A 21621-nucleotide genomic window follows, 5' to 3' on the forward strand; every position below is an offset into this window, starting at 1 on the left:
AGCGCCGGGAGATCGAAGATGCGCATCAGCACCGTCACCATGTACGAACAGAGCCTCACCGCCTTGAACAACCAGCAGGGTGAGTTCACCCGCGTGGGGCAACAGATCGCCACCGGTCGCCGGGTGGTCAACCCCTCCGATGATCCCCAGGCCGCCTCCCGGGCGGTGCAGGTGTCCCAGTCCCTGGCCGTTACCCAGCAGTACGCCGACGCCCGGGTCAGCGCCCGCAACGCCCTGTCCCAGGAAGAGAGCGTGCTCAACAGCGTCGGCGACGCCATCGCCAGCGCCAAGACGCAGATCATCCGCGCTTCCAGCGATACCCTCAGCGACGCCGACCGGGACTCCGTGGCCAGCGACCTGCGCGGCATCTACGAAACCCTGATCGGCCAGGCCAACGCCACCGACGGCAACGGCCGCCACCTGTTCGGCGGCTACCAGGATGCCAGCGAGCCGTTCGTGCGCGCCGCCGACGGCAGCGTCAGCTACGTGGGCGACACCAATGTCCGCGAACAGCGCATCGATGCCTCGCGCAAGATGCCGGTCAGCGACAACGGCGAGACCATTTTCCAGAGCGTGCACGGTAGCGCCGGCTACGTGGCCGAGGCCGCCGACGGCAATGCCGGCGACGTCACCTTCAATGGCCCGCGCATCGTCGATGAAAGCGACCCGGCCTTCGGCAACGCCTTCCAGATCGAATTCCAGGTGAGCGCCGGCGCCACCACCTACACCGTCAACGGCGGCGCCCCGCAGCCCTACGAGGACGGCGCGCCGATCACCACCGGTGGCCTGTCGATAACCCTGGAGGGCACCCCGGCGGACGGCGACAGCCTGACCATGGACCGCGCCGCCAACATGAACACCGACCTCTTCAAGACCTTCGAGAAGGCCCTGGCGGTGCTCGAGCAACCGGCCGGCACCGACGCCGAGAAGGCGGCCCGGGACAATACCCTGAGCACGGTGATGCGCGAGCTGGACAACAGCCTGGACAATGTACTCACCGTGCGCGCCTCGGTGGGCGCCCGGCTCAATGAACTGGACGTGGTGGACGCGGTGGGCGGCAACCGCAAGCTCAACTACACCGAGAATCTGTCCAACCTGATTGGCGATCTCAGCGATCCGGCCACCTTCGCCGAGGTGGTGTCCGAGTACAGCCTGCGTCAGGTGAGTCTGGAAGCGGCCCGCAAGGCGTTCGTGGACATCAAGGGCACCAGCCTGTTCGATCGTCTGTGATGATCGCGACTTCAGTCGCGATCAGGCCAGCGCTGCCACCAACTGTTCCAGGAACCCCAGCCCCTGCCCGAACAACCCCTGCAGGAACCGCCCGAAGTCGGTCATCAACACCAGCAGCAGAAACAGCCCCAGGGTCAGGGAAGTGGGAAAGCCCACGGAGAACACGGTGAGCTGGGGCGCCGAGCGATTGAGAATCCCCAGGGACAGATTGACGATCAGCAACGGCGCCACCAGCGGCAAGGCCAGCAGCAAGCCGGACACGAAAATGGTGCCGCCGTAGCGCACCAGCATTTCAAAGGCGCCCGGGTTCAGTCCCAGGGTGTCGATGGGCAGGGTGCGGAAACTGGAGGCCAGGGTGTCGATCACCATCAGGTGGCCGTTCACCGCCAGGAACATGAGCAGGGTGATCATGTAGAACAGCCGCGACAGGATCATGGTGTTGACCCCGTCCGGCGTCACGAAGGTGGCGAACGCCAGCCCCATCTGCAGACCGATGAATTCCCCCGCCGCCTGCACCGCGGTGAACATGACCCGCAGGGCCAGCCCCATGGCCACCCCGATCAGGGTTTGCTCCACCATGATGCCCAGGCCCGCCCAGGACCACACCGGCGCCGTCGGCATGGGCGGCAGCACGGGCGCCACCACCACGCTGATCAGCACCGCCAGGCCCACCTTCACCTGGCGCGGCACGGCGCTGTGGCCGAGCAGCGGCGCCGCCATGAAAAACGCGGAGAGCCGCATGAACGGCCAGAGAAAGGCGGTCAGCCAGGCGTGCAGCTGATCGAAGGAAATCCCGATCATTGCACCAGGAACGGAATGTTCTGAAACAGGGTGCGGGTGAAGTCGGTGATCAGACTCAGCAGCCAGGGGCCGGTGATCACCACCACGGCGAACACACCCAGGATCTTGGGAATGAACGACAGCGTCATCTCGTTGATCTGGGTGGCGGCCTGGAACAGGCTCACCAACAGGCCGATGGCCAGCGCCGTGATCAGCAGCGGCGCGCCCAGGTAGAGCGTGGTCATCATCGCCTGGTAGGCGATCGACATAACGGTTTCGGGAGTCATACGAAGAAACTCTGCGCCAGGGAACCGATGATCAACTGCCAACCGTCCACCAACACGAACAGCATCAGCTTGAAAGGCAGGGAAATCGTGGCCGGCGGCACCATCATCATGCCCAGGGCCATGAGCACGCTGGCCACCACCAGATCGATGATCAGAAACGGAATGAAGATGGTGAAGCCGATCTGAAAAGCGGTCTTCAATTCGCTGGTGACGAACGCCGGCAGCAGCACCCGCAGGGGCAGATCCTCCGGACCCTGCAGCGGGCCGGTTTCCGCCAGCCGGGCGAACAGAGCGATGTCCGGCTCCCGGGTCTGGCCGAGCATGAATTCGCGGAACGGCTGCACGCCCCGTTCGGCGAATTCGGCGAATTCGATGTCACCCTGTTCCAACGGCACCCAGGCGTCGTCGTAGACCTGGTTGAACACCGGCGACATGACGAAGAAGGTGAGAAACAGGGTCAGCCCCAGCAGTACCTGGTTGGGCGGCGCCGCCTGGGTGCCCATGGCGGTGCGCAGCAGGCTGAGCACGATGATGATGCGCGTGAAGCAGGTCATCATCAGCAGAATGGCGGGGAGGAACGCCAGGCTGCTGAGCAGCAACAGCGTCTGCAGCTTGATCGACCACTCCTGGCCGCCGCCGGCGGTGGGTTCGGTGACGATGCCGGGCAGGACCGCCTGGCTCCAGGCCAGGCCCGGCAGCAGGCCCGCCGCCAGGATCAGCCAGGGCAGGGCGCGCCGCGCCGCCGTCACGGCCGGCCTCCGCCGAGGTTCTGTTTCAGGGCCTGGGCGAAGCGGGTGGCGAAGCGCTCCCCGTCCGCGATGCTGTCCACCGGCGGGTTTTCCGGGGCCGGGCTTTGGTGGAGGCGGGTGACCTGGCCGCCGCCCACGCCCAGCACCAGCCGGGTGCCGTCCACGTCGACGATCACCACCCGCTCCTTGGCGCCCACCGCCTTGCTGGCCACCACCCGCAGCAGACGCGGGTCCTGCCCCTGGCCCGGGCCGAGACGGCGCAGCAGCCAGCCGAACAGCAGGATCACCGCCACCAGCAGCACCAGCACCAGGGCGGTCTTGCCCAGGGCGGCCAGGCCGATCATGGCCTCGCCGCCGCCGTTGACGGCCTGCAGGGCGGCTTGGCGGGCGGTGTCGTTGCTCATCGGTTCAGCTTCTGCACGCGCTCGGAGGGCGTGACGATCTCGGTGATGCGGATGCCGTACTTGTCCTCCACCACCACCACCTCACCCTGGGCCACCAGATAGCCGTTGATGAGAATGTCCATGGGCTCGCCGGCCAGGCCGTCAAGCTCGATCACCGAGCCCTGGGCCAGCTCCAGCAGCTGCTTGATGGTGATGCGGGTGCGGCCCAGTTCCACGCTCAGCTTCACCGGGATGTCCATGATCATTTCCAGATCACGGGCGTCGCCGCCGCTTTCACCGCCGTCCAGGGGCTTGAACACCTGGTCGCCGGCGGCCTGGGCGTCATTCTCGCTGGCGCGCTGCTCGGCCAGGGCGTCCGCCCAGGGATCCGCGTCGTCGCCGCCGGCGTCGGCCTGCTGCTCGGCCAGGGCCTTGTCCCAGTCGTCGTCGCTGGCGTTGTGATCGGGTTTGTTGGGGTCACTCATGGTCGGGGTCCTTGCTCTTCACGAAACCGGCGGCGGTGGCCGTGTGGGCATTGGCGTGGTCGATCACCCGCGACACGCGCAGCGCACGCTGCTGGTCACGGCTGCCGTACTCGCATTCCAGCACCGGCACGCCGTCCACGCGGGCGGTGACGGTGTCGGGCAATTCAATCGGCAGTACATCGCCGGGGTTGAGGTTCATCACCTCGGAGATGCGGCTGGACACGGTGACGAACTCCGCCACCAGTTCCACCTCGGATTGGCGAATCTCGCCGGCCATGCGCTGGCTCCAGGCGTAATCGCCGCTGTCGTGGCCGTCCAACACCGGGTTGTTGAGCTGTTCGCGCAGTGGCTCGATCATCGAGTAGGGCATGCACACCTGGAAATCGCTGGCCAGGTTGCCCACTTCCAGGTGGAAGGTGGTGTTGACGATGATCTCGTTGGGCGAGTTGGTGATGTTGGCGAACTTGGCCTGGATCTCCGAACGCAGGTAGCTGATGTCCAGGGCGTACACCGATTTCCAGGCGTCCTGGTAGGCGTCGATGGCGAGCCGCAGGATGCGCTGGATGATGCGCTGCTCGGTGTTGGTGAATTCACGGCCCTCGGATTTGGTCACGAAGCGGCCGTCGCCACCGAACAGGTTGTCCACCACCATGAACACCAGGCTCGGCGGGAACACCATCAGGCCGGTGCCGCGCAGCGGCTTCATGGCGATCAGGTTGAGGTTGGTGGGCACCGGCAGGTTGCGGGCGAAATCCTTGAAACTCTGATAGCGCACGGAATCCACGGTGATGTCGGCGCTGCGCCGGATCAGGTTGAACAGGCTGACGCGGAACTGACGCGCGAACCGTTCGTTGATGATGTCCAGGCTGTGCAGCCGCTCGCGGATCACCCGGTGCTGGGACGCCGGGTCGTAGGGGCGCAGGCGCGGCTCCCCGGCCGGCGACTCTTCTTCCTCGCCGGGGCCGTTGAGCAGCGCGTCGATTTCTTCCTGGGAAAGCAGGTCGTCTTGTGACATGGGCCGGCCCCGTTACTGCACGATGAACTCGGTGAACAGGACATTCTGAACCGCCAGATCCGGTTGCGAGGCGGTCAGCGGCTCCTCGAAGCTGGCCAGCACCTGGCGGGCCAGGGAGCGCTTGCCCTCCACCGTGGCGGCGGTTTCCGAATCCTGTCCGGAAAGCAGCATCAGCAGACGGCTGCGCAGTTGCGGCAGATGTTCCAGCAGGTAGTCCTCGGTGGTGGCGTCGGCGACTTCCAGGGACAGGCCCACGTAGAGCAGCCGCTGGCCGCACAGTTCACCCTGCAGATTGACGGTGAACGGGTCCAGGCTCACCACCCGGGTGGGCTGTGGCGCGGGCTCGCTCGCGGCCTGGGCCTTTTCCTGGGCGGTGTCGCCATCGTCCTTGCCGAGCAGAAGGTAAAGATTGACCGCCACCAGGGCGGCCACCAGGACCGCCATCAGGGCGATCAGCGCGCCCAGTTTGCGTGACCGTTTCGGAGAATCTGCCATTGCCGGGAATGTCCTTACCTGAGCTGTGAGTGTCTTGGGGGGAGTATGCCGGGGTGGTGCCCGGGCGCATGGGGAGAAAAGCGCCTGATAAAGGGCTTATTTTCGGTTCGTGGTGTTTTAACGGGGTGGTGGTTGCCCTCCATCAGGGCCGCGACGAGACGCTTCGAGGTGGCGTCACGCGCGGCTCCGTGGTGCGCTGACGGTTGGATTGTGCTGTAGGAGCGACTTCAGTCGCGATGGGTTCTGGCACCGCCATTGATCGCGACCGAAGCGGAACGCCGCCCGGTCGGTCCCACGGTGCCGTGGCCACCGCGCCTCGCTACCACGCGCCGTCAGGCGTAGAGATCCACGCCGCTGGTGGGCAGCACGGTGGTGGCGCGGGTGGGTTCGGCGCCGGTCGCGGCGGCGTCGTCACCGGCGTCGGCGAGGGCCGGGGCGCCGTTGGGCTGGCCGTCACCGGTCTGCTCGTTGAACTGCTGCCGGGGCTGGTCGCCCACCATGGCTTCCCCCAGGGCGATGCCCTGTTCCGCCAGGGCGTCGCGCAATTGCGGGATGGCCTGTTCCACGGCGCCGCGCACCGGCGCATGGCTGGAGAAGAAGTGCGCCTGGGCGCCGTGATCGTCCAGCTTCAGCGATACGCTCAACGGCCCCAGGTCGCGGGGGTTGAGGTGCAGTTCCATGTGCTGGTCGCCGCGCCGGGCCAGGCTCACCACCTGTTGCCCCAGGTCCTGCCCCCAGCCGGAGGCGGCCACCGGGGTCTGCACCGTGGCGGTGGGCGTGGCCGGTGAGGCGGCCGCCGGCGAGGCGGTCGGGCCGGACAGCGGCGAGGCGGTGGGCGAGGCGGGTTCGGCGCCGGACGTAATCCGGGTGGCGGTCCGTTCCGCCTCCACCATGGCGGGCGCCGCCGGGGCGGCCGTCGCCTCGCCGCTGTTCAGGGGCGCGGGCCGGGTGCCGGCGGCGGGGGGCTGGCCGTTGGCCTCGCCGTTCCCGGATGCCGCCTGGCGGGCCAGGGCGGCGGCGGCTGGGTCGGCGCCGGCGTCACGGCGGGTGCCGGCCAGGGTCGGGGCGTCGGAGTCCGCGCTGGCGGTGGTCGGCGCCGGGGTCGGCGCGGGGCCGCCGGCCAGGGCCACCAGGCCTTCCGGTGCCGGGCCGTCCGGGGCGTCGGCGTCCGCCGCCGGGGCCGGTGTTTCGCCTTCCCCGGCGGTGGCCTGCCCGGAGGTCCGGCCCGGCGCCAGCAGCGCGGCGGCGTCGCCGGCCAGCAAGCCAAGAGGCAGGAGCGAGGGCGTGGTGGCCGGCGGCGCGACCATCGCCTTGCCGCCGTCGCCGGTGCCCGCGCCGCCGCCCAGCAGGGTCAGGCCGGCGGTGGCCTGGTCGCCGGGGGCGGCCTTGGCCAGGGCCGCTTCCAGGGTGCCCTGGAAACCGCCGGCGGCGGGGGTGTCACCGCCGCTGGCCTTGGCGCCGGCGCCGGTGGGGCGGAGATTGATCAATGCACTGATGTCCATGGTAACTCCTTGCGACGCGGGGTCAGCCGGAACGGGGCCGGCGGGCCAGGGCGTGGGTGGTCATTTCGTCGTTGTCGCGGCGCTCGCGGCGCGCGTCCCGGGTACGGGCCTCCCGGGCCCGGCGGCTGGCCAGGGTGTCATAGGACGCCAGCCGCCGCTGGCGCTGGTCCAGTTGATCGCGGCTCGCGTTGACCCGCGCGCTCTGTTGCTCCAGGGCCTTGCGGGCGTGGTCGATGGCGTCGTCCAGGGAGCGGATGAAGCGCCGGTAGTTGTCCAGGCTGGTGGCGTCGATGCCGGCGTGCATGGCGTCCTGGAGCTGGCGCCGGTACTCGGCGCGGTACTGTTCCAGCGCGCGCAGCTGGTCGGCGCTGTGCTGCTGGCCGCGGCGTTCCTCGGCCAGCACCCGGCCGGCGTTGTCGCGGGCTTCGCGGCTTTGGTCGATGAGCGTATCGAGAGGGTTGGAAGCGGTCATGTCAGGTGTCTCCCATCAGGGCGTCCAGGGCCCGTCGTGAGTTCTCGATGTCGGCGCGTTCGCCGATCGCCTGTTGCAGAAAACCTTCCATCTCCGGGTACAGCCGTACCGCCCGGTCCAACAGCGGGTCGTTGCCGGGGCTGTAGGCGCCCACGCTGATCAGGTCGCGGTTGCGCTGGTAGCGGGAGAACAGCTGCTTGAAGCGCTGCGCCAGCCGCCACTGGTGATCGTCGACGATGTGGTTCATGGCGCGGCTGATCGAGGCTTCGATGTCGATGGCCGGGTAGTGGCCGGCTTCGGCCAGATCCCGGGACAGCACCACATGGCCGTCGAGGATGGCGCGGGCGGCGTCGGCGATTGGGTCCTGCTGGTCGTCGCCTTCGGTGAGCACGGTGTAGAAAGCGGTGATCGAGCCGCCGCCGGCCTCGCCGTTGCCGGCGCGCTCCACCAGACCGGGCAGCTTGGCGAACACCGAGGGCGGGTAGCCCTTGGTGGCCGGCGGCTCGCCGATGGCCAGGGCGATCTCCCGCTGGGCCATGGCGTAACGGGTCAGTGAATCCATGATCAGCAGCACGTCACGGCCGGTGTCGCGGAAGTACTCCGCCACCCGGGTGGCGTAGGCGGCGCCCTGCAGGCGCTGCAGCGGCGAGGTGTCCGCCGGGGCGGCCACCACCACGGCGCGGCGCCGGCCTTCCTCGCCGAGAATGTTGTCGATGAAGTCCTTCACCTCGCGGCCCCGCTCGCCGATCAGCCCCACCACGATGACGTCGGCGCTGGTGTAGCGGGCCATCATGCCCAGCAGCACGGATTTGCCCACGCCGGAGCCGGCGAACAGGCCCATGCGCTGGCCCCGGCCGATGCTCAGCAGGCTGTTGAGGGCGCGGATGCCCACGTCGATGGACTGCTCGATGGGCGCCCGGGACAGCGGGTTCAGCGGCGGCGCGGTGAGGGTGCCGTGGGGGGCGTCGTCAACGCCGTCGCCGTCGTCCAGGGGCCGGCCGTTGCCGTCCACCACCCGACCGAGCAGATCGTCGCCGAGCGGGAAGCGGCGCGCCCCGGCGCCGTCATGGCCAAGGGGAAACACCCGCGCCCCCGGGGTCAGGCCGCTGATTTCCGCCAGCGGCATCAGGAACAGGTTGTCGCCGGAGAAGCCTACCACCTCCGCTTCGGCGAAGCCGGCGGGTTCGCCGCCGCCGGCGGACAGCTCGATGCGGCAGGCGCTGCCCAGGGGCACGCGCAGGCCCACCGCTTCCAGTACCAGGCCGGCGGCGCGCACCACCCGGCCGCTGGCCTGGTAGGCGGGCACCGTGGCGATCCGGTCGGCGACGCTGTTGAGCGCCGCGCGCCAGCGGGCGTGGTGGGGGGCGGCGCTCATGGCGTGTCGTCTCCCGGGGCCTCGGCGGTGTCCGCGAGGTCGTCGTCGGGGCGGCGCCGGCGGCGTACGCGGCCGGCCACCGCCGCCCAGCGGCTTTCCCAGGTGGCGTCCAGTTCGCCGCTGGGGCTGGTGACCCGGCAGCCGCCCCGGCTGAGCTGATCGTCCGGGTGCAGTTTCCAGCCCGCCGCCGCCAGTTCGGCGTCCAGTTCCCGTTCCACCAGCGCCAGGTCCTCCGGGTGCAGCCACAGCCGGGTCTTGCCGTTGAGGCTGGGTTCGTCGTGGATCAATTCGCGGACCACGGCGAGCACCTGCTCCGGGTGCTCGCGCAGGGCGTCACCGGCCAGTTGCCGGCCGGTGGCCAGGGCCAGGTCCACCAGGTCCTCGGCGACGCCGTCGTCCAGGCTCGCCACCGCCTCACCGAAGTTCCGCGCCAGCGCCGCCAGGGGCGCCAGGGTCTCGGCGCGTTGGCGGGCGGTTTCCTCCTCGCCCTGGCGGCGGCCTTCCTCCAGACCCTGGGCATGGCCGTCGCGGTGGCCTTCCTCGAAGCCGGCCCGGTAACCTTCCTGGCGGGCTTCCTCGCGCACCTTGTCGCGCAGGGCTCGCAGTTCCGACTGGTGGTCGAAGGTGCCATCGTCGTCGTGGTCGACGTCGGTGGCGACCCGGCGCCGGCCGTCGTCGAGCTCGCCCATACGCCACGGGCGCCAGCCGCCGGTTTCGGAATAGCGCGCCTCAGACATAGGCGTCGTCTCCGCCGCTCAGCACGATCTCGCCGTTGTCGGCGAGCCGGCGCACCACCTGAAGGATGGCTTTCTGCTCGTTTTCCACCTGGGACACGCGGATCGGGCCGCTGGCTTCCAGGTCCTCGCGCAGCAGGGTGCTGGCGCGGGTCGACATGTTGCGCAGGAATTTTTCCTTGAGGGCGTCGTCGCAGCCCTTCAGGGCGATCACCAGGGAGTTGCTGTTCACCTCCTTGAGCACCAGCTGAATGCCACGGTCGTCGATGTCGAGCAGGTTCTCGAACAGGAACATCTCGTCGATGATCTTCTGCGCCAGATCCTCGCTGTGGGCGCGCACCGTTTCGATGACTTTTTCCTCGGCGCCGGAGTTCATCAGGTTGAGAATCTCCGCGGCGGTGCGCGCGCCGCCCATCTTGCTGCGTTTCAGGTTCTGGCCGTCGAGCATGCCGCCGAGGACCTCGGTGAGTTCCTGCAGGGCGGCGGGCTGCACGCCGCTGAAGGTGGCGATGCGCAGCACCACGTCGTTGCGCAGCTTGTCGTCGAAGTATTCCAGCACGTCGGCGGCCTGGCGCCGCTCCAGATGCACCAGGATGGTGGCGATGATCTGCGGGTGCTCGTCGCGGATCATTTCCGAGACGATGTTCGCCTCCATCAGGTTGAGCGCGTCGATGCCGGAGTTGGCGCCGCTCTGTTCGAGGATGTCCTCCAGCAGGCTGGAGGCACGCTCGTTGCCCAGCGCCTTGGTGAGCACGGAGCGGATGTGGTCGCTGGAGTAGAGATTGAGGGCGGCGAACTGGTCGGACTCGTCGTAGAAGTCGTCCAGCACCTGGCGCATTTCGTCCTGGGACACATGGCCGAGGGTGGCCATTTCCTGGCTCACGTCCTGCACTTCCCGGGCGGAAAGATGCTTGAAAACTTCGGCGGCGTTGTCTTCATCCAGGGCCAGCAGCAGGATGGCGGCGCGACGGGCGTTGGTCAGTTCAGTCATGACGGTTCATCCAGCTGCGTACGATCATTGCCACCATGGCCGGATCTTCCTGGGCCATATCCTGCAGGTCCTTGAGGTTCTGTTCATGGGCGCTGGAGCGCCGGCGGCGGCGGCGCGGTGGTGCTTGCGGCGGCTCCTCGTCGCGCTCCGGCTGGGCATAGGGGGCGGCGGCCACCGGCGTGGGCGCCGCCTGGGCCGCCGGCGCCGGCCGCTGGTTCTGGTAGCGGCGCAGGATCGGGCGCAGCAGCAGCCAGTACAGCAGCAGCGCGGCGAGGCCCACCAGCAGCCAACGGCCCACGGCCATCAGCAGGCCCTGCCAGAACGGGTCCCGCCACCAGTCCCGTTCGGCGCTGGCCACGGTTTCCTCGGCGAACGGGCTGTTGACCACTTCCAGACCGTCGCCGCGGGCTTCGGAATAGCCCATGGCCTGGCGCACCAGCTGGCGGATGCGCTCCAGGCGCTCCGGGTCCAGGGGCTCGTTGACCGGCTGGCCCTGGTCGTCGACGCCGTCCTGGTAATCCACCACCACCGCCACGGACAGCCGCTGCAGGCGGGCGCGCTGGTGGCGCACGTGGGTGATGTTGCGGTCCACTTCGTAGTTGATCACGCTCTCGCGGCGCAGGCTGCCGGTGGCGTCGGTGTTTTCGGTGTCGGCGTTCTCGCCTTCGTCGTCCTGGGGCGGATTCCGTACCGGCGAGGGCGCGGCGCCCGGGGGCGTGTTGCTGAGCGCGCCGGGCACGCCGGCGGCCAGGGCCCGCTCGCCCTGGTAGTTGCTGTTGAGCTGGCGGCTGCGCACCGCCGCTGGATTGTCGTCCTGGTTGGGGGCGTAGCGTTCGCTGGTTTCCTCGCGGCTGGAGAAATCCACTTCCGCCACCACCTGGGCGCGGACGCTGTCGCGGCCGAGGATCGGCGCCAGAATGCTTTCGATGCGCTCGCGGTAGCCACGCTCCAGCTCGCGCACGTAGTCGAGCTGGGTGCCGTCCAGGCCGGCGCCGCCGCCGTCCGGGCGGGACAGCAGGCGGCCCGCCTGGTCGACCACGGTGACGTCCTCCATGGCCAGCTCCGGCACGCTGCTGGAGACCATGTGGACGATGGCGTTGACCTGGCCTTCGCCCAGGGTGCGCCCGGGCGCCAGGGTCAGCACCACGGACGCCTTGGCCGGTTCGCGGTCGCGGATGAACACCGACGGCTTGGCCATGGACAGATGCACCCGGGCGCTGGACACCGGCCCCAGGGATTCGATGGAACTGGCCAGCTCGCCCTGCAGGCCGCGCTGGAAGTTGACCCGCTCGGCGAACTGGCTGATGCCGAACGCCTGGCGGTCCATGATTTCAAAGCCGGCGTTGCCGCCTTCCGGCAGGCCCTGCTCGGCCAGTTGCAGGCGTAGCCGGTGCACCTGATCGCCGGGCACCAGCAGGGCGCCGCCGCCCTCGGCGAAACGGTAGGGCACGGCGCGGCTTTCCAGTTCGCTGATGATGCGGCCGCCGTCGGCCTCGCTGAGGTTGCTGTACAGCACCCGGTAATCCGGGGCGCTGGCCCACAGCGTCAACGCCGCCACCACCGCGATCACCGCGGCGCCGGCCACCAGCAAAGGCACCAGGGGGTTGGCGCGCAGGCGCGCCCAAAGCTGCTCCACGCCGTTGGCGCCGGCGCGGTCCGTGGCGGCTTGCGAGGCGGGGTTGGAGGCGCCGTTGCTCATGCCGTCCCCCGGATGTAGCGGGTCTGATGCTGAAAGGGCATTGCTGCGTCATCTCTTTATCTGGCTCGACCGCCGGGCGATCCCCGGCCCGGACGGTAATGCGACGCTTGCCATTATCGGCACCGGGCGGCCCGGCAAAGGAAAGAAAAGCCCGGCTTTTTGCCGTCAATTGAGCGCTTGGCGAACGCCTTCCGACTGCTAGTCTTTGCCTACCTTAGCGATGAACCCCTGGGAGTCCCGGATGAGCGCACCGGCCGTATCGCCCGCCATGCAGGCGGCCCTCAACCAGATGCAGGAACTGTCCGCCCAGGCCGGCGCCGGCCCCGCCGGTGAGCGCGTCAACGCCACCGTGGGCAGCGGCGGGTTCGCCGACGCCCTGCAGTCCAGTCTGGAGCGCATCAATCAGTTGCAGATGGAATCCGGCGACAAGGCCCGGGCCTTCCAGGCCGGCGAGCCGGGGGTGGAATTGCACGACGTGATGATCACCGGCCAGAAAGCCAGTGTCGCCTTCGAGATGGGCAAGCAGGTGCGCAACCGGCTGGTAACCGCCTACAAGGACATCATGAACATGCAGGTGTAGGCGCGGCGGGGCTCTGGCCCCCGTTCAGCCGACGTCGCTCAGCAGCAGGCCCTTGATTTCGTCCAGCCGCTGGGCGGCGTTGAGCGCCTCTTCCGGCGGGATCTGACGAATCAGCTCGCCGGTGTCCCGATCCACCAGCCGGATCAGGGTGCGCCCGGAATCGTCGCTGATATCGAACTGCACGCCGTAGCGGCGCAGCACCTCGTTGATTTGTTGCACCGGCTTGACCAGCTCGTTCTGGCTCAGGGCCCGCGCCTCGGCGGCGCTGGTCTGGTCCGCGTCCGGCCGCACGGCCAGTTGCTGAAGCACCTTCTCCACCCGTTGGCGGGCGGCCAGGTAGGAAAACTGCGACGCCTGCGGGGACGAGGCGGAACCGTCGATGGGGTAACTCATGGCGGGGCCTTTGCAATATTCGGCATAGTCTCGACCCTGTTATCGGCCGCTCGGCGCCGGTCTTTAGAAACGGCGGGTCAGGGCGCGTCGAGGGGGTAGCCGAAGTGCGCCATCAGGTCGCCGCACTCTTCGCGCAGGCGCGCCTGCTCCCGCTCGTTGAGGTGCACTCTCGATGGCCCGCGGCGGTCTTCCCCGGCGCCATTCGACACCGCCGGATCATAGGGTTCGCCGAGGAAATCCAGGACGCCGTGCAGAGTGGTCCCGGGGTCGGCGATCAGATCCTCATAGCGCACCAGATACAGGGTTCCCCTTTTTTGCTGGGCCACCAGGGCACGGTTATCGTCGCGCCAGCGGCGCAGGGCGTCCTCGAAGCAACCCGTGCTTTCCTTCAATGACCCGACCACGTCACGGCCGTCTCGGACCATGGCGATGAAGCGCGCCCGGGGAAAGCGGCGGGCGATTTCGTCGATGCGGTGGACATGACGCGGAGTTCTCTCACACAGCAGCGACTTGCCCTGGCGGCGCGCTTCGGCAAGGGCGCGCGGGTATTCCTGTTCCAGGCGCGGGTTGTTGAGGAACCAGTTGGTTTGCCGGGGAATGCTGTGGATGTGGCGATGGGCGCCGAGTCGGGTGGCCATCAGATGGGTGCCGCTGTGGCCACAGCCGACCACGAACACCGTGGGCGCGTCGATGGGCGTGCCCGCCGGGCTCAGTCCGGCGGCATGCAGGTAATGGGTGGCCTGCACCGGGTCCACGGCGTGCAGCAGCCGGTGGGCCAGGTCCTTGATGCCGTGGACGGTATGCAGCAGAAACGCCAGGCGCCGCTTGCGCGCCGCCGGCAGGGCCGCCAGCCGGGCCGGCTCCGGCAGCAGCAGGGCGTCGGCGCGCAGCAGTTCGGAAGCCAGGCGCCCTTCGCCCAGATAGTCCGGCAGATGGCTGCGGTGCTCCGAATTGTGCAGGCGGTAGAGCTGAAAGCCGTTGGCGCCGGCCCAGGCGCACAGGGCGCCCAGGTCCGGCTGGCCCTGGTGGGTGGGCTGGAAGCGCACCCCGGCCTGGATCAGCAGGGTGTCGCGCAGGGTGTCGCCGGCGTGGGCCAACGCCCGCAGGCTGTCGTGGCGCTCGTCGAGCAGCAGCCAGTCCACGCTTGGTAAGCCCTCGATGCGGTTCAGGGCGACGCCGCGAATCGGCAGCTCCGCCAACACCCGGCCGCCGGCGCCGGCGCTGGCGCGGGGTGCCAGGGTGCCGGTGAGGGCCGGGTCCAGACAGGCGCGCAGGGTGGCGGGGCCGCCGTCGCCGAGCACCGCGCCGGGGAAGTACTGGACCTCGTCGCGGTCGCGCAGATCGTCGTCCAGCCCGCGGCCCTCCGGATCGAACAGCAACATCTGGAAGGCGCCCAGGCGGTGCAGCGCCCGGGCCGGGCCGTCCAGCAGGCGGGCGCCGTTGTCCATCACCACCAGGCGACTGTCCAGATCGAACTCGAACTCTTCCTCCGGGCTGGGGGGCTTGCGGCCCGCCTGTGCCAGGGTGCGCGCCGGGGTCAGCGCCGGCGGCGGGGGCGCCAGCCCGTCGTCGAAGCGTGCCCGGCCGGTGTCCTCGAAGGTCAGGGCCGCCGGCGGCAGCCCCTCGCAATGGCGCCGCCAGATGCCACGCAGAGCGGTGTCCAGGGAACGGGCGAAGGCGGCCGCGTCGCACAGCGGCGAGGCCAGCAGGGTGTCGCGCAGCCGCGAGCGGATCACCGCCAGGTTGTCCGGGTCCATGGCCAGCTCCCTGGCCCGATGGTGGTAACCGCGCCAGTCCGTCACCACCAGCTCCGGCAGGCCGGCGTTGACCAGGTGGGTGGCGGCGCGGCGGCCGGCCAGGGCGGGGCCGGGCAGGGTGATCACCGGCACCCCCATGAGCAGGGCCTCGCAGGTGGTCAGGCCGGCGGAACAGGGCCAGGGATCCAGGGCGATGTCGACGCGGTTGTAGGTCTCCAGAGAATCGGTGTGTTTGCGCGGGCGCTCCAGAAACAGGCGTTCAGCCTCGATACCGTGGTCGGCGAACGTCGCCTGGACGCGTTCACGGAAAGCGGCGTCCTCGAACTGCATGCCCTTGAGCAGCAGCCGGCTGTCCGCCACCTCTTTCATCAGTCGCGCCCAACGGGCGATCACGATGTGGTTGATGAGCGCCGGGTCGGCCAGACAGCCAAACGTGATGAAGCCGTTGGCCCGCGCCGGCAGCGGGCCCACCGGCGGGGCGCCGGAGGGCGCTTCGTAACAGAGCGCGCCGTGGGGCAGCCGGATCAGTTTTTCCCGGAACGCCGGGTCCTGGCCCGGCGGGGTGCGTAGCGGGTCGCTGATCAGGTAATCCATGGCATCCACGCCGGTGGTGTTCACCAGGCCGCCCACCCATTTGACGATCAATGGCGCCGGTTCGTTGGCCACCACCGCCAGGCGGTGGCCGTCGGCGTGGCCGTTGAGATCAATCAGGATGTCCACCTGGTCCTCGCGGATGCGTGTTTCCAGGCAGTCGTCGGACAGGCCGTCGGTGGCGTGCCAGGCATGGCACAGCCGCCGCAGCCGCTCGGAAACCGGGTCGTCCCGATCCTGACCGGCGTAGGCGATCAGTCGGAACTCATCGGCGGGCAGCTGTTCCAGGACGGCGGTGACGGTGCGCCCCACCGGATGGTCGTGCAGCCCGGCGGAGAGCAGGCCCAGGGTGAGCCGCCGGTCCGGTTCCGACGCCCGCCGGCGTGGCCGGCCGGCGCCGTGCCGTGTGGAAAAGGCACGCCGCCACTGGTCCACGTGGCGGGCCAGGTCATCGGCGTCCAGGTCCGGGTGGCGGTGGGCGAGCAACAGCCGGCTGGAGGCGATGGCCGGATCGTCCGGGCGCAGCTCCAGGGCCCGCCGGGCCAGGCGTCCGGCGTCGTCGAGCAGGCCGAAGGCACCGTGTAATGTGGCCGACAGATAGAGATAGTCCGGGTTGTCCGGGGCCATGCGCAGCAGTGCCCGGCAGTCCTCCAGCGCGCCGCGCACCCGGCCCAGGGCGAAGCCGATGCGCAGGCGCAGATAGAGAAGGTCCGGGCGCCGGGGCGCCAGTTCCACCGCCTGGTCGATGAGGATTCTTGCGCGCGGGCCTTCGTTCTTTTCCAGGTAAACCCGGGCCAGCAGGGCATGGGCGTTGACGTGATCCGGGGCGCGGCGAAGGGTGCGCTCCAGCCAGCCGCGCGCCTCGTTCCAGCGGCCCATCTGATGATGGGCCTTGCCGATCAGATACAGGGTCTGCACGGCCATGCCGTCCAGTTGGTAGGAGCGCGTCAGCGCCGCCAGCCCCTCGCTGTTGCGCCCCTGACACAGCGCCGCCGCCCCCAGCCATTGCCAGGCACGGGCGTTGTCCGGATTGCGACGGGTGAGCGCCAGGGCGATCTTGCGGGCGCTCTGGAAGTCACCGGTCCCGAACGCGGCGGTGAAGCTGCGCGCTCGGGAGTCGGTGGGGGGCCGGGGGGTATCTTGGGGTGCCATTGAAAAAGAATGTCGGCCCCGGCGCGGGAAACTTGAGAAGGAGGTTCCGGATCAAGCGCCCGTTTCGCCGCCGGGACCAGGAAGCAAGGGCCGGGCACCAGTGGCCCGGACCGCGTCGAAGTGATAGCCGAAGTGCGCCATCAGGTCGCCGCACTGGTCGTGTAGATAGGCCAGTTCCTGGTCGTCCAGGTGGCCCCGCCATTGCCCGCGGCGGTCATGCAGTGGCTGACTCATCTGCCAGGAACGGCGTAGCAGGTGGTTATGTTCGCCGAGGCCATCGGTGTCGCGGGCGTCGCGTACGCCGAACCATTGGTAATCCTTTTTATGGAATTCAAGCACGGCCGGGTCGTAGGGTTCACCGAGAAATTCCAGGACCGAACGCAGGGTGGCCTCGGGATCTTCAATCAGGTCTTCGTAGCGCACCAGATGCAGGTTGTCACGCTGCTGTTGAGCCAGCAGCGCCCGATTGTCATCGCGCCAACGGTGGACGCCGTCCTGGAAGGAGCCGCTGCGTTTTTTCAGGGACCAGGCGACATCGCGACCGTCCCGGATCATGGCGACAAAACGCGCCTGGGGGAAGCGGCGTGCGATCTCGTCGATACGATAAAGGTGCCTGGGGGTTTTCTCGCACAGCATGCGCTTGCCTCCACTTCGTGCTTCGGCAAGCGCCACCGGGTATTCCTGTTCCAGCCTTGGATTATCCAGAAACCAGTAGGTCTCACGCGGGATGCAATGGATATGGCCATGAGCCCCCAGCATGGACGCCATCAGGGTGGTGCCGCTATGGCCGCAGCCGACCACGAACGCCGTGGGGTCGTCGAACGGTGCCGCCGCCGGGCTGATGCCGGTGCCATGCAGATAGCGGGTGGCCGAGACCGGATCCACTTCATCAAGCAGGCGGTGGGTCAGGTCCTGGATGCCGTAAACGGTATGCAGCAAAAAGGCCAGCCGCCGCTTTCGATTCGTATCCAGAGCCGTGAGACGCGATGGTTGGGGTAGGAATAGCAGGTCCGTGGCGGCCAGCTCGGAGCCTTGATGGCCGGCACCCAGGGGCTCGGGAAGGTGGCTGTGAAAATGTTCGTTGTTGAGGCGGTAAAGATGGAAGCCGTTGGCCTCCGCCGCCTGGATCAGCGCGGCGAGACCAGGCTGGCCCTGGTGGCCGGGGCGCAGCCGTACCCGCGCCTGGATCAGCAGGGCCTTGGCCAGCAGGTCGCCACCGTGGCGCAGCACCGCCAGGCTGTCGTTGCGGTCGTCCAGCAGTAGCCAGTCCAGCGAGGGCAGCCCTTCGATGGCGCCCAGCGCCACGGTTTGCACCGGCAGTTCGGCGAGCACCCGGGTGTCGCCGAGTGGCTTCAGGGTGGCGCTTTGCGTTGGGTCCAGGCAGGCGTAATGGGTGGCCGGCTGGCCATCGCCCAGGGTGACGCTGGCGAAGTACTGGAAGCCGTTGCCTTCCGCCGGTCGGCGTTCCGAGTGTTGGCCGAGCGGGTCGAACACCAGCAGCTCGAAGGCGTCCAGTTTGAGCAGGGAGTCGGCGGTGCCGGTTTCCAGCAGACAGCCGCCGTTGTCCAGGGCGATCACCTTGCCGGTGAAGTCGAACTCGAAGTGCCCGGCCGCCGGTTCCGCCCGGTCCGCGGCGCTTACAAGGGTAGGCCCGGAGGCCGGGAATGGTTCGATCCGGTCGCCGTCTTCGAAGCGGGCGGTGCCGTCACCGTCGAAGGTCAGCGCCGCCGGTGGTTGTTGCCGGCAATGGCGTTGCCAGATGCCGCGCAGGGCGGTGGTCAGGTGGCCCGCGAAACGCCGCGCGTCGCATACCGGTGAGCGCATCAGGGTGTCACGCAGGTTACCGCGGATGGTGGCCAGGCTGTTGAGGTCGCCGGCTAACTCCCGGGCGCGGGCCCGGTAGGCGTCCCAGCTGTCCACCACCAGTTCCGGTAGCCCGGCGTTGACCAGATGGGTGGCGGCGTGGCGGCCGGCGAAAGTGGGGCCGGGCAGGGTGATGACCGGCACGCCCATGAGCAGGGCCTCGCAGGTGGTCAGACCGCCGGAGTAGGGCCAAGGATCCAGGGCAATGTCGATGCGGTTGTAGGTGTCCAGAAAGGCGGCGTGCTTGTCCGGGCCTTCCATCAGAATCCGGTCGCGTTCGATGCCGGCCTGTTCGAAGCGCTCCCACACCCGGTCGCGGAACGCCGGGTCGCCGTACTGGGCGCTGCGCAGCAGTAACTGGCTGCCGGACACCTGGTGCAACAGGGTGGCCCACTCACGGATCAGTTCATCGTTGAGCTTGGCCGGGTTGTTCAGGCAGCCGAAGGTCAGGCGGCCCTGGCTCAGCGCCGGCGAATCCCCCACCGGCGGCGCGTAGTCCGGCGGCGAATAGCAGATGTAGTCGTCCGGCAAGCGGATCAGTTTCTCGTAGTAGCGCTCGTCGACGCCCGGCGGCGTTTCCACGCCGTCGCTGATCAGGTAGTCGATCGCGTCCAGGCCGGTGGTGTTCACCAGCCCGCCCACCCATTTGACGATCAGTGGCGCCGGTTCCCGGGCGATCAGACGCAGGCGGTTGCCGTCGGTGTGGCCGCTCAGGTCGATCAGGATATCGACCCGGTCCTCGCGCAGACGTGCTTCAAGAATGTCGTCGGAATAACCCTGCATTCGGTGCCATCGGGTGCACAGACGCCGCAGACGCTGGGTAATGTGATCCTCGGTATCGTTGGTGGAGTAGGCGATCAGTTGGAAAGCGTCCGATGGCAATTGCTCCAGGGCGGAGGTGATCATCTGACCCACCGGGTGGCCGCGCAATCCAGCGGAAAGCAGGCCAATGTTGATAAGACGGTGTGGGGCGCGCCCAGTGTCAGGCCGCGTGGGGCGCTCCGGTGGGGAAAAGTGATCATGCCAGCGCCGGATCACGCCGGCGATATCCTCCCCGCTCAGGGCCGGGTTGTAGTGCGCGTTGAAGACTTGGTTGGAGAAAGCCTCCAAGTAGTCTGGTTTCAATGCCAGGGCGCGTTCGTAGTATTTCTCGGCCTCGTCGAACAGCCCCATTTCACAGTACTTCACCGCCACCAGATTGAGGTATTCAGGGTTGCGGTTGTCCAGCGCCAGTAGCCGCTCGCAGTCCTCCAGCACGTACGCCATCTTGCGCGCCATCGAGTGGATGGTAATTGATTGCGTGAGGATAAAAGGATTGTCCGGTGCCAGCCTGCGCGCTTCGCGGATGGTTTGCAGCGCGCCATCGGTGTCCCGAATGGCAAGACGGATACGGGCGTACTCCGCATGTGCAAGTGCGTGCCCAGCGTCCAGGCTCAGTGCCCGTTGCAACTGCTCCTCGGCCGCTTCCCAGTGCTTAAGCGCTCGGTGGGCGGTGCCGGCCAAATACGCTATGTGGGCGTCATGTGGCGCAATCCGGATTGCTTCCGCCAGGGACTCCAGTGCCTTGGCGGGCATGCCCAGTTCCATGAAACAGGCTCCCAAAGCCCGCCAGGAGAACGCTTCTTTAGGGTGATAAGTCACGAGCGAACGGGCGTGTTTCTCGGCGGCATGGAAATCCCGGTGGCGCCAAGCATGCTGGTAAGCCTGCCTGGTGCGCGCGAAGCGGCTGTGGGTTGGGGTTTTGACTGACATAGCGGCCTCGTGCGGTCTGCTGGCGGGTTGCGTTGCGGTCAGGCTAGCAGCGGTTGGTTGGCGCCAAAAGGGGGATTAAACGGGCTTTTCAGCGGCTTTTCCGGCACGCATGAAAAAGGCCCCGGGAAGGGGCCTTGATGGGAAGCCGGGGCACGGCGTGCCCCGTGGTCCCGATGGTTAACCCAGCAGGGACAGAACGCCCTGGGGAACCTGGTTGGCCTGGGCCAGAACGGAGGTGCCGGCCTGCTGCAGGATCTGCGCGCGGGTCATGTTGGACACTTCCACCGCGTAGTCGGCGTCCTCGATCCGGGAGCGGGCCGCGGACAGGTTGGTTTCCGTGGTGCTCAGATTATTGATCGCGGAATCAAAGCGGTTCTGCATGGCACCCAGCTCGGAGCGCAGGCTGTCCACATCACTGAGCGCGGAATCGAGGCCGGAGAGCGGCGTATCCGATTTCTGGCCCAGCGCCGCGGTTTTGTCTACCGTCACGGTGATGGTGGCATCGTCAGCGGTGCCATTGCTGTCGCCATCGCTGAGAGCTTTGATGTCACTCACGGCAAACACATCACCAGAAGACGTTTCGGTCACGAACTGATTGCCATCGCTGTCGGTTTGAAGCGTACCGGTCACGGCGTTGCCTTCGCTGTCCTGGATAGTGATCGAGTCGGCGAGCGTGCCGCTGGCAGGACCGCCGGTATCATAAGTGATGGTGTCGCCGGTATCGGAGGCTGTGAGAGTAAAGCTGCCGGTGGCGTCCACATCGGTCAGAGAACCGGCATAGCCGTTCACGTTGAAGGTATCCAGGTTCAGCGTCTCGGCGTTGATCTCCTTGAGATTCATGGTGATCTGTTCGCCGTCGTTGGCGCCCACCTGGATGGAGAACTTGTTGTCCTCTGCCAGAACCTTCACGCCGTTGAAGTTAGTCTCTCCGGAAATGCGGTCGATCTCCGACAGGCGCTGGTCGATTTCGTCCTGGATGGAGTTCAGGTCGCTCTGGGAGTTGGTGTCGTTCTGGGCTTGAACGGTCAGCTCACGGATGCGCTGCAGGTTGTCGTTCACCTGGTTGAGGGCGCCTTCCGCGGTCTGGGCCACGGAGATGCCGTCGTTGGCGTTGCGCTGAGCCTGCGCCAGACCGGTGGTCTGGGCGGTCATGCGGTTGGCGATGGCCTGGCCGGCGGCGTCGTCGGCGGCGCTGTTGATGCGCAGGCCGGAGGACAGGCGCTCCATGGAAGTTTGCAGGGCGCTCTGGGATTTGCCCAGGTTCTGCTGGCCGATCATGGCCGTGATGTTGGTATTGATGACTGACATAGCGATGTCCTTCTCTGGTTTTCACCGT

The 21621-nt window shown here is 68.0% G+C and carries 19 protein-coding genes and 1 pseudogene; 2 read left to right on the top strand and 18 right to left on the bottom strand.

Translation table 11 applies throughout. The features are described 5' to 3' along the window. Positions 1–18: 18 nt before the first annotated feature. The gene (gene flgL / locus HMJ39_RS03635; RefSeq protein ID WP_194296308.1) at positions 19–1230 is read left to right on the top strand and encodes a flagellar hook-associated protein FlgL; all 1212 of its coding nucleotides are present in this window, start codon (positions 19–21) and stop codon (positions 1228–1230) included. A 21-nt stretch (positions 1231–1251) separates the two neighbouring features. Here flgL and fliR read toward each other — a convergent pair whose 3' ends face one another. The 13 genes from fliR to fliF form a co-directional block, all read right to left on the bottom strand. Further along, positions 1252–2031 carry a flagellar biosynthetic protein FliR gene (fliR, locus tag HMJ39_RS03640; RefSeq protein ID WP_194296309.1) on the bottom strand — a complete coding sequence of 260 codons (780 nt, stop codon included), beginning with the start codon at positions 2029–2031 and terminating at the stop codon, positions 1252–1254. Continuing rightward, complete coding sequence (gene fliQ / locus HMJ39_RS03645) at positions 2028–2297, bottom strand: flagellar biosynthesis protein FliQ (RefSeq protein WP_194296310.1); 270 nt, start codon at positions 2295–2297, stop codon at positions 2028–2030. Before fliQ ends, fliR begins: the two co-directional genes overlap by 4 nt. Continuing rightward, positions 2294–2998, bottom strand: coding sequence for a flagellar type III secretion system pore protein FliP (gene fliP / locus HMJ39_RS03650; RefSeq protein WP_407645790.1), 705 nt, complete (start codon positions 2996–2998; stop codon positions 2294–2296). Before fliP ends, fliQ begins: the two co-directional genes overlap by 4 nt. 44 nt (positions 2999–3042) lie before the next feature. Continuing rightward, positions 3043–3450: a flagellar biosynthetic protein FliO gene (fliO, locus tag HMJ39_RS03655; RefSeq protein WP_194296311.1), complete on the bottom strand. Its 408-nt coding sequence runs from the start codon at positions 3448–3450 to the stop codon at positions 3043–3045. Next, a complete protein-coding gene (gene fliN / locus HMJ39_RS03660) occupies positions 3447–3914 on the bottom strand; it encodes a flagellar motor switch protein FliN (RefSeq protein ID WP_194296312.1) in 468 nt (155 codons plus the stop codon). The genes fliO and fliN overlap by 4 nt, the downstream gene beginning before the upstream one ends. After that, positions 3907–4929, bottom strand: a complete 1023-nt coding sequence (fliM, locus tag HMJ39_RS03665; RefSeq protein ID WP_194296313.1) for a flagellar motor switch protein FliM — start codon at positions 4927–4929, stop codon at positions 3907–3909. The genes fliN and fliM overlap by 8 nt, the downstream gene beginning before the upstream one ends. A 12-nt stretch (positions 4930–4941) precedes the next feature. Then, on the bottom strand, positions 4942–5424 hold the full coding sequence (locus tag HMJ39_RS03670; protein WP_194296314.1) for a flagellar basal body-associated FliL family protein: 483 nt from the start codon (positions 5422–5424) through the stop codon (positions 4942–4944). A gap of 332 nt (positions 5425–5756) precedes the next feature. Continuing rightward, positions 5757–6926, bottom strand: coding sequence for a flagellar hook-length control protein FliK (locus HMJ39_RS19015; RefSeq protein WP_194296315.1), 1170 nt, complete (start codon positions 6924–6926; stop codon positions 5757–5759). Between the two features lie 22 nt (positions 6927–6948). Beyond that, complete coding sequence (gene fliJ, locus HMJ39_RS03680; RefSeq protein ID WP_194296316.1) at positions 6949–7398, bottom strand: flagellar export protein FliJ; 450 nt, start codon at positions 7396–7398, stop codon at positions 6949–6951. A gap of 1 nt (position 7399) precedes the next feature. Then, positions 7400–8773 carry a flagellar protein export ATPase FliI gene (gene fliI, locus HMJ39_RS03685; RefSeq protein WP_194296317.1) on the bottom strand — a complete coding sequence of 458 codons (1374 nt, stop codon included), beginning with the start codon at positions 8771–8773 and terminating at the stop codon, positions 7400–7402. After that, entirely contained in the window at positions 8770–9510 is a 741-nt protein-coding gene (fliH, locus tag HMJ39_RS03690) for a flagellar assembly protein FliH (protein WP_194296318.1), read from the bottom strand. The genes fliI and fliH overlap by 4 nt, the downstream gene beginning before the upstream one ends. Then, positions 9503–10498, bottom strand: a complete 996-nt coding sequence (gene fliG, locus HMJ39_RS03695) for a flagellar motor switch protein FliG (RefSeq protein WP_194296319.1) — start codon at positions 10496–10498, stop codon at positions 9503–9505. The genes fliH and fliG overlap by 8 nt, the downstream gene beginning before the upstream one ends. Beyond that, a complete protein-coding gene (gene fliF, locus HMJ39_RS03700) occupies positions 10491–12197 on the bottom strand; it encodes a flagellar basal-body MS-ring/collar protein FliF (protein WP_194296320.1) in 1707 nt (568 codons plus the stop codon). The genes fliG and fliF overlap by 8 nt, the downstream gene beginning before the upstream one ends. Positions 12198–12438: 241 nt before the next feature. On the opposite strand from fliF, the gene fliE reads away from it, so the two are divergent. Further along, a complete protein-coding gene (fliE, locus tag HMJ39_RS03705; protein ID WP_194296321.1) occupies positions 12439–12777 on the top strand; it encodes a flagellar hook-basal body complex protein FliE in 339 nt (112 codons plus the stop codon). Between the two features lie 24 nt (positions 12778–12801). Here fliE and HMJ39_RS03710 read toward each other — a convergent pair whose 3' ends face one another. The 5 genes and pseudogenes from HMJ39_RS03710 to HMJ39_RS03725 all read right to left on the bottom strand — a co-directional run bounded on the left by HMJ39_RS03710 (position 12802) and on the right by HMJ39_RS03725 (position 21593). After that, a complete protein-coding gene (locus HMJ39_RS03710) occupies positions 12802–13170 on the bottom strand; it encodes a flagellar protein FlaG (protein WP_194296322.1) in 369 nt (122 codons plus the stop codon). A gap of 77 nt (positions 13171–13247) precedes the next feature. Then, positions 13248–16670, bottom strand: coding sequence for an O-linked N-acetylglucosamine transferase family protein (locus HMJ39_RS03715; protein WP_194296323.1), 3423 nt, complete (start codon positions 16668–16670; stop codon positions 13248–13250). Between the two features lie 51 nt (positions 16671–16721). After that, a complete protein-coding gene (locus HMJ39_RS03720; RefSeq protein WP_228462136.1) occupies positions 16722–19799 on the bottom strand; it encodes a sulfotransferase in 3078 nt (1025 codons plus the stop codon). 105 nt (positions 19800–19904) lie between these two features. After that, positions 19905–20285: pseudogene (locus HMJ39_RS19190) on the bottom strand (tetratricopeptide repeat protein); the annotation flags it as partial. 177 nt (positions 20286–20462) lie between these two features. Then, a complete protein-coding gene (locus HMJ39_RS03725; protein WP_194296325.1) occupies positions 20463–21593 on the bottom strand; it encodes a FliC/FljB family flagellin in 1131 nt (376 codons plus the stop codon). Positions 21594–21621: the final 28 nt, after the last annotated feature.

This window comes from Alloalcanivorax profundimaris, from assembly GCF_015265435.1.
Taxonomy (GTDB): domain Bacteria; phylum Pseudomonadota; class Gammaproteobacteria; order Pseudomonadales; family Alcanivoracaceae; genus Alloalcanivorax; species Alloalcanivorax profundimaris.

What these genes read in the sequence shown, in the direction of transcription:
- flgL (WP_194296308.1), top strand. Translation starts at nt 19, where the DNA reads ATGCGCATCAGCACCGTCACCATGTACGAACAGAGCCTCACCGCCTTG.
- fliR (WP_194296309.1), bottom strand. Translation starts at nt 2,031, where the DNA reads ATGATCGGGATTTCCTTCGATCAGCTGCACGCCTGGCTGACCGCCTTT.
- fliQ (WP_194296310.1), bottom strand. Translation starts at nt 2,297, where the DNA reads ATGACTCCCGAAACCGTTATGTCGATCGCCTACCAGGCGATGATGACC.
- fliO (WP_194296311.1), bottom strand. Translation starts at nt 3,450, where the DNA reads ATGAGCAACGACACCGCCCGCCAAGCCGCCCTGCAGGCCGTCAACGGC.
- fliN (WP_194296312.1), bottom strand. Translation starts at nt 3,914, where the DNA reads ATGAGTGACCCCAACAAACCCGATCACAACGCCAGCGACGACGACTGG.
- fliM (WP_194296313.1), bottom strand. Translation starts at nt 4,929, where the DNA reads ATGTCACAAGACGACCTGCTTTCCCAGGAAGAAATCGACGCGCTGCTC.
- HMJ39_RS03670 (WP_194296314.1), bottom strand. Translation starts at nt 5,424, where the DNA reads ATGGCAGATTCTCCGAAACGGTCACGCAAACTGGGCGCGCTGATCGCC.
- HMJ39_RS19015 (WP_194296315.1), bottom strand. Translation starts at nt 6,926, where the DNA reads ATGGACATCAGTGCATTGATCAATCTCCGCCCCACCGGCGCCGGCGCC.
- fliJ (WP_194296316.1), bottom strand. Translation starts at nt 7,398, where the DNA reads ATGACCGCTTCCAACCCTCTCGATACGCTCATCGACCAAAGCCGCGAA.
- fliI (WP_194296317.1), bottom strand. Translation starts at nt 8,773, where the DNA reads ATGAGCGCCGCCCCCCACCACGCCCGCTGGCGCGCGGCGCTCAACAGC.
- fliH (WP_194296318.1), bottom strand. Translation starts at nt 9,510, where the DNA reads ATGTCTGAGGCGCGCTATTCCGAAACCGGCGGCTGGCGCCCGTGGCGT.
- fliG (WP_194296319.1), bottom strand. Translation starts at nt 10,498, where the DNA reads ATGACTGAACTGACCAACGCCCGTCGCGCCGCCATCCTGCTGCTGGCC.
- fliF (WP_194296320.1), bottom strand. Translation starts at nt 12,197, where the DNA reads ATGAGCAACGGCGCCTCCAACCCCGCCTCGCAAGCCGCCACGGACCGC.
- fliE (WP_194296321.1), top strand. Translation starts at nt 12,439, where the DNA reads ATGAGCGCACCGGCCGTATCGCCCGCCATGCAGGCGGCCCTCAACCAG.
- HMJ39_RS03710 (WP_194296322.1), bottom strand. Translation starts at nt 13,170, where the DNA reads ATGAGTTACCCCATCGACGGTTCCGCCTCGTCCCCGCAGGCGTCGCAG.
- HMJ39_RS03715 (WP_194296323.1), bottom strand. Translation starts at nt 16,670, where the DNA reads ATGGCACCCCAAGATACCCCCCGGCCCCCCACCGACTCCCGAGCGCGC.
- HMJ39_RS03720 (WP_228462136.1), bottom strand. Translation starts at nt 19,799, where the DNA reads ATGGCGTACGTGCTGGAGGACTGCGAGCGGCTACTGGCGCTGGACAAC.
- HMJ39_RS03725 (WP_194296325.1), bottom strand. Translation starts at nt 21,593, where the DNA reads ATGTCAGTCATCAATACCAACATCACGGCCATGATCGGCCAGCAGAAC.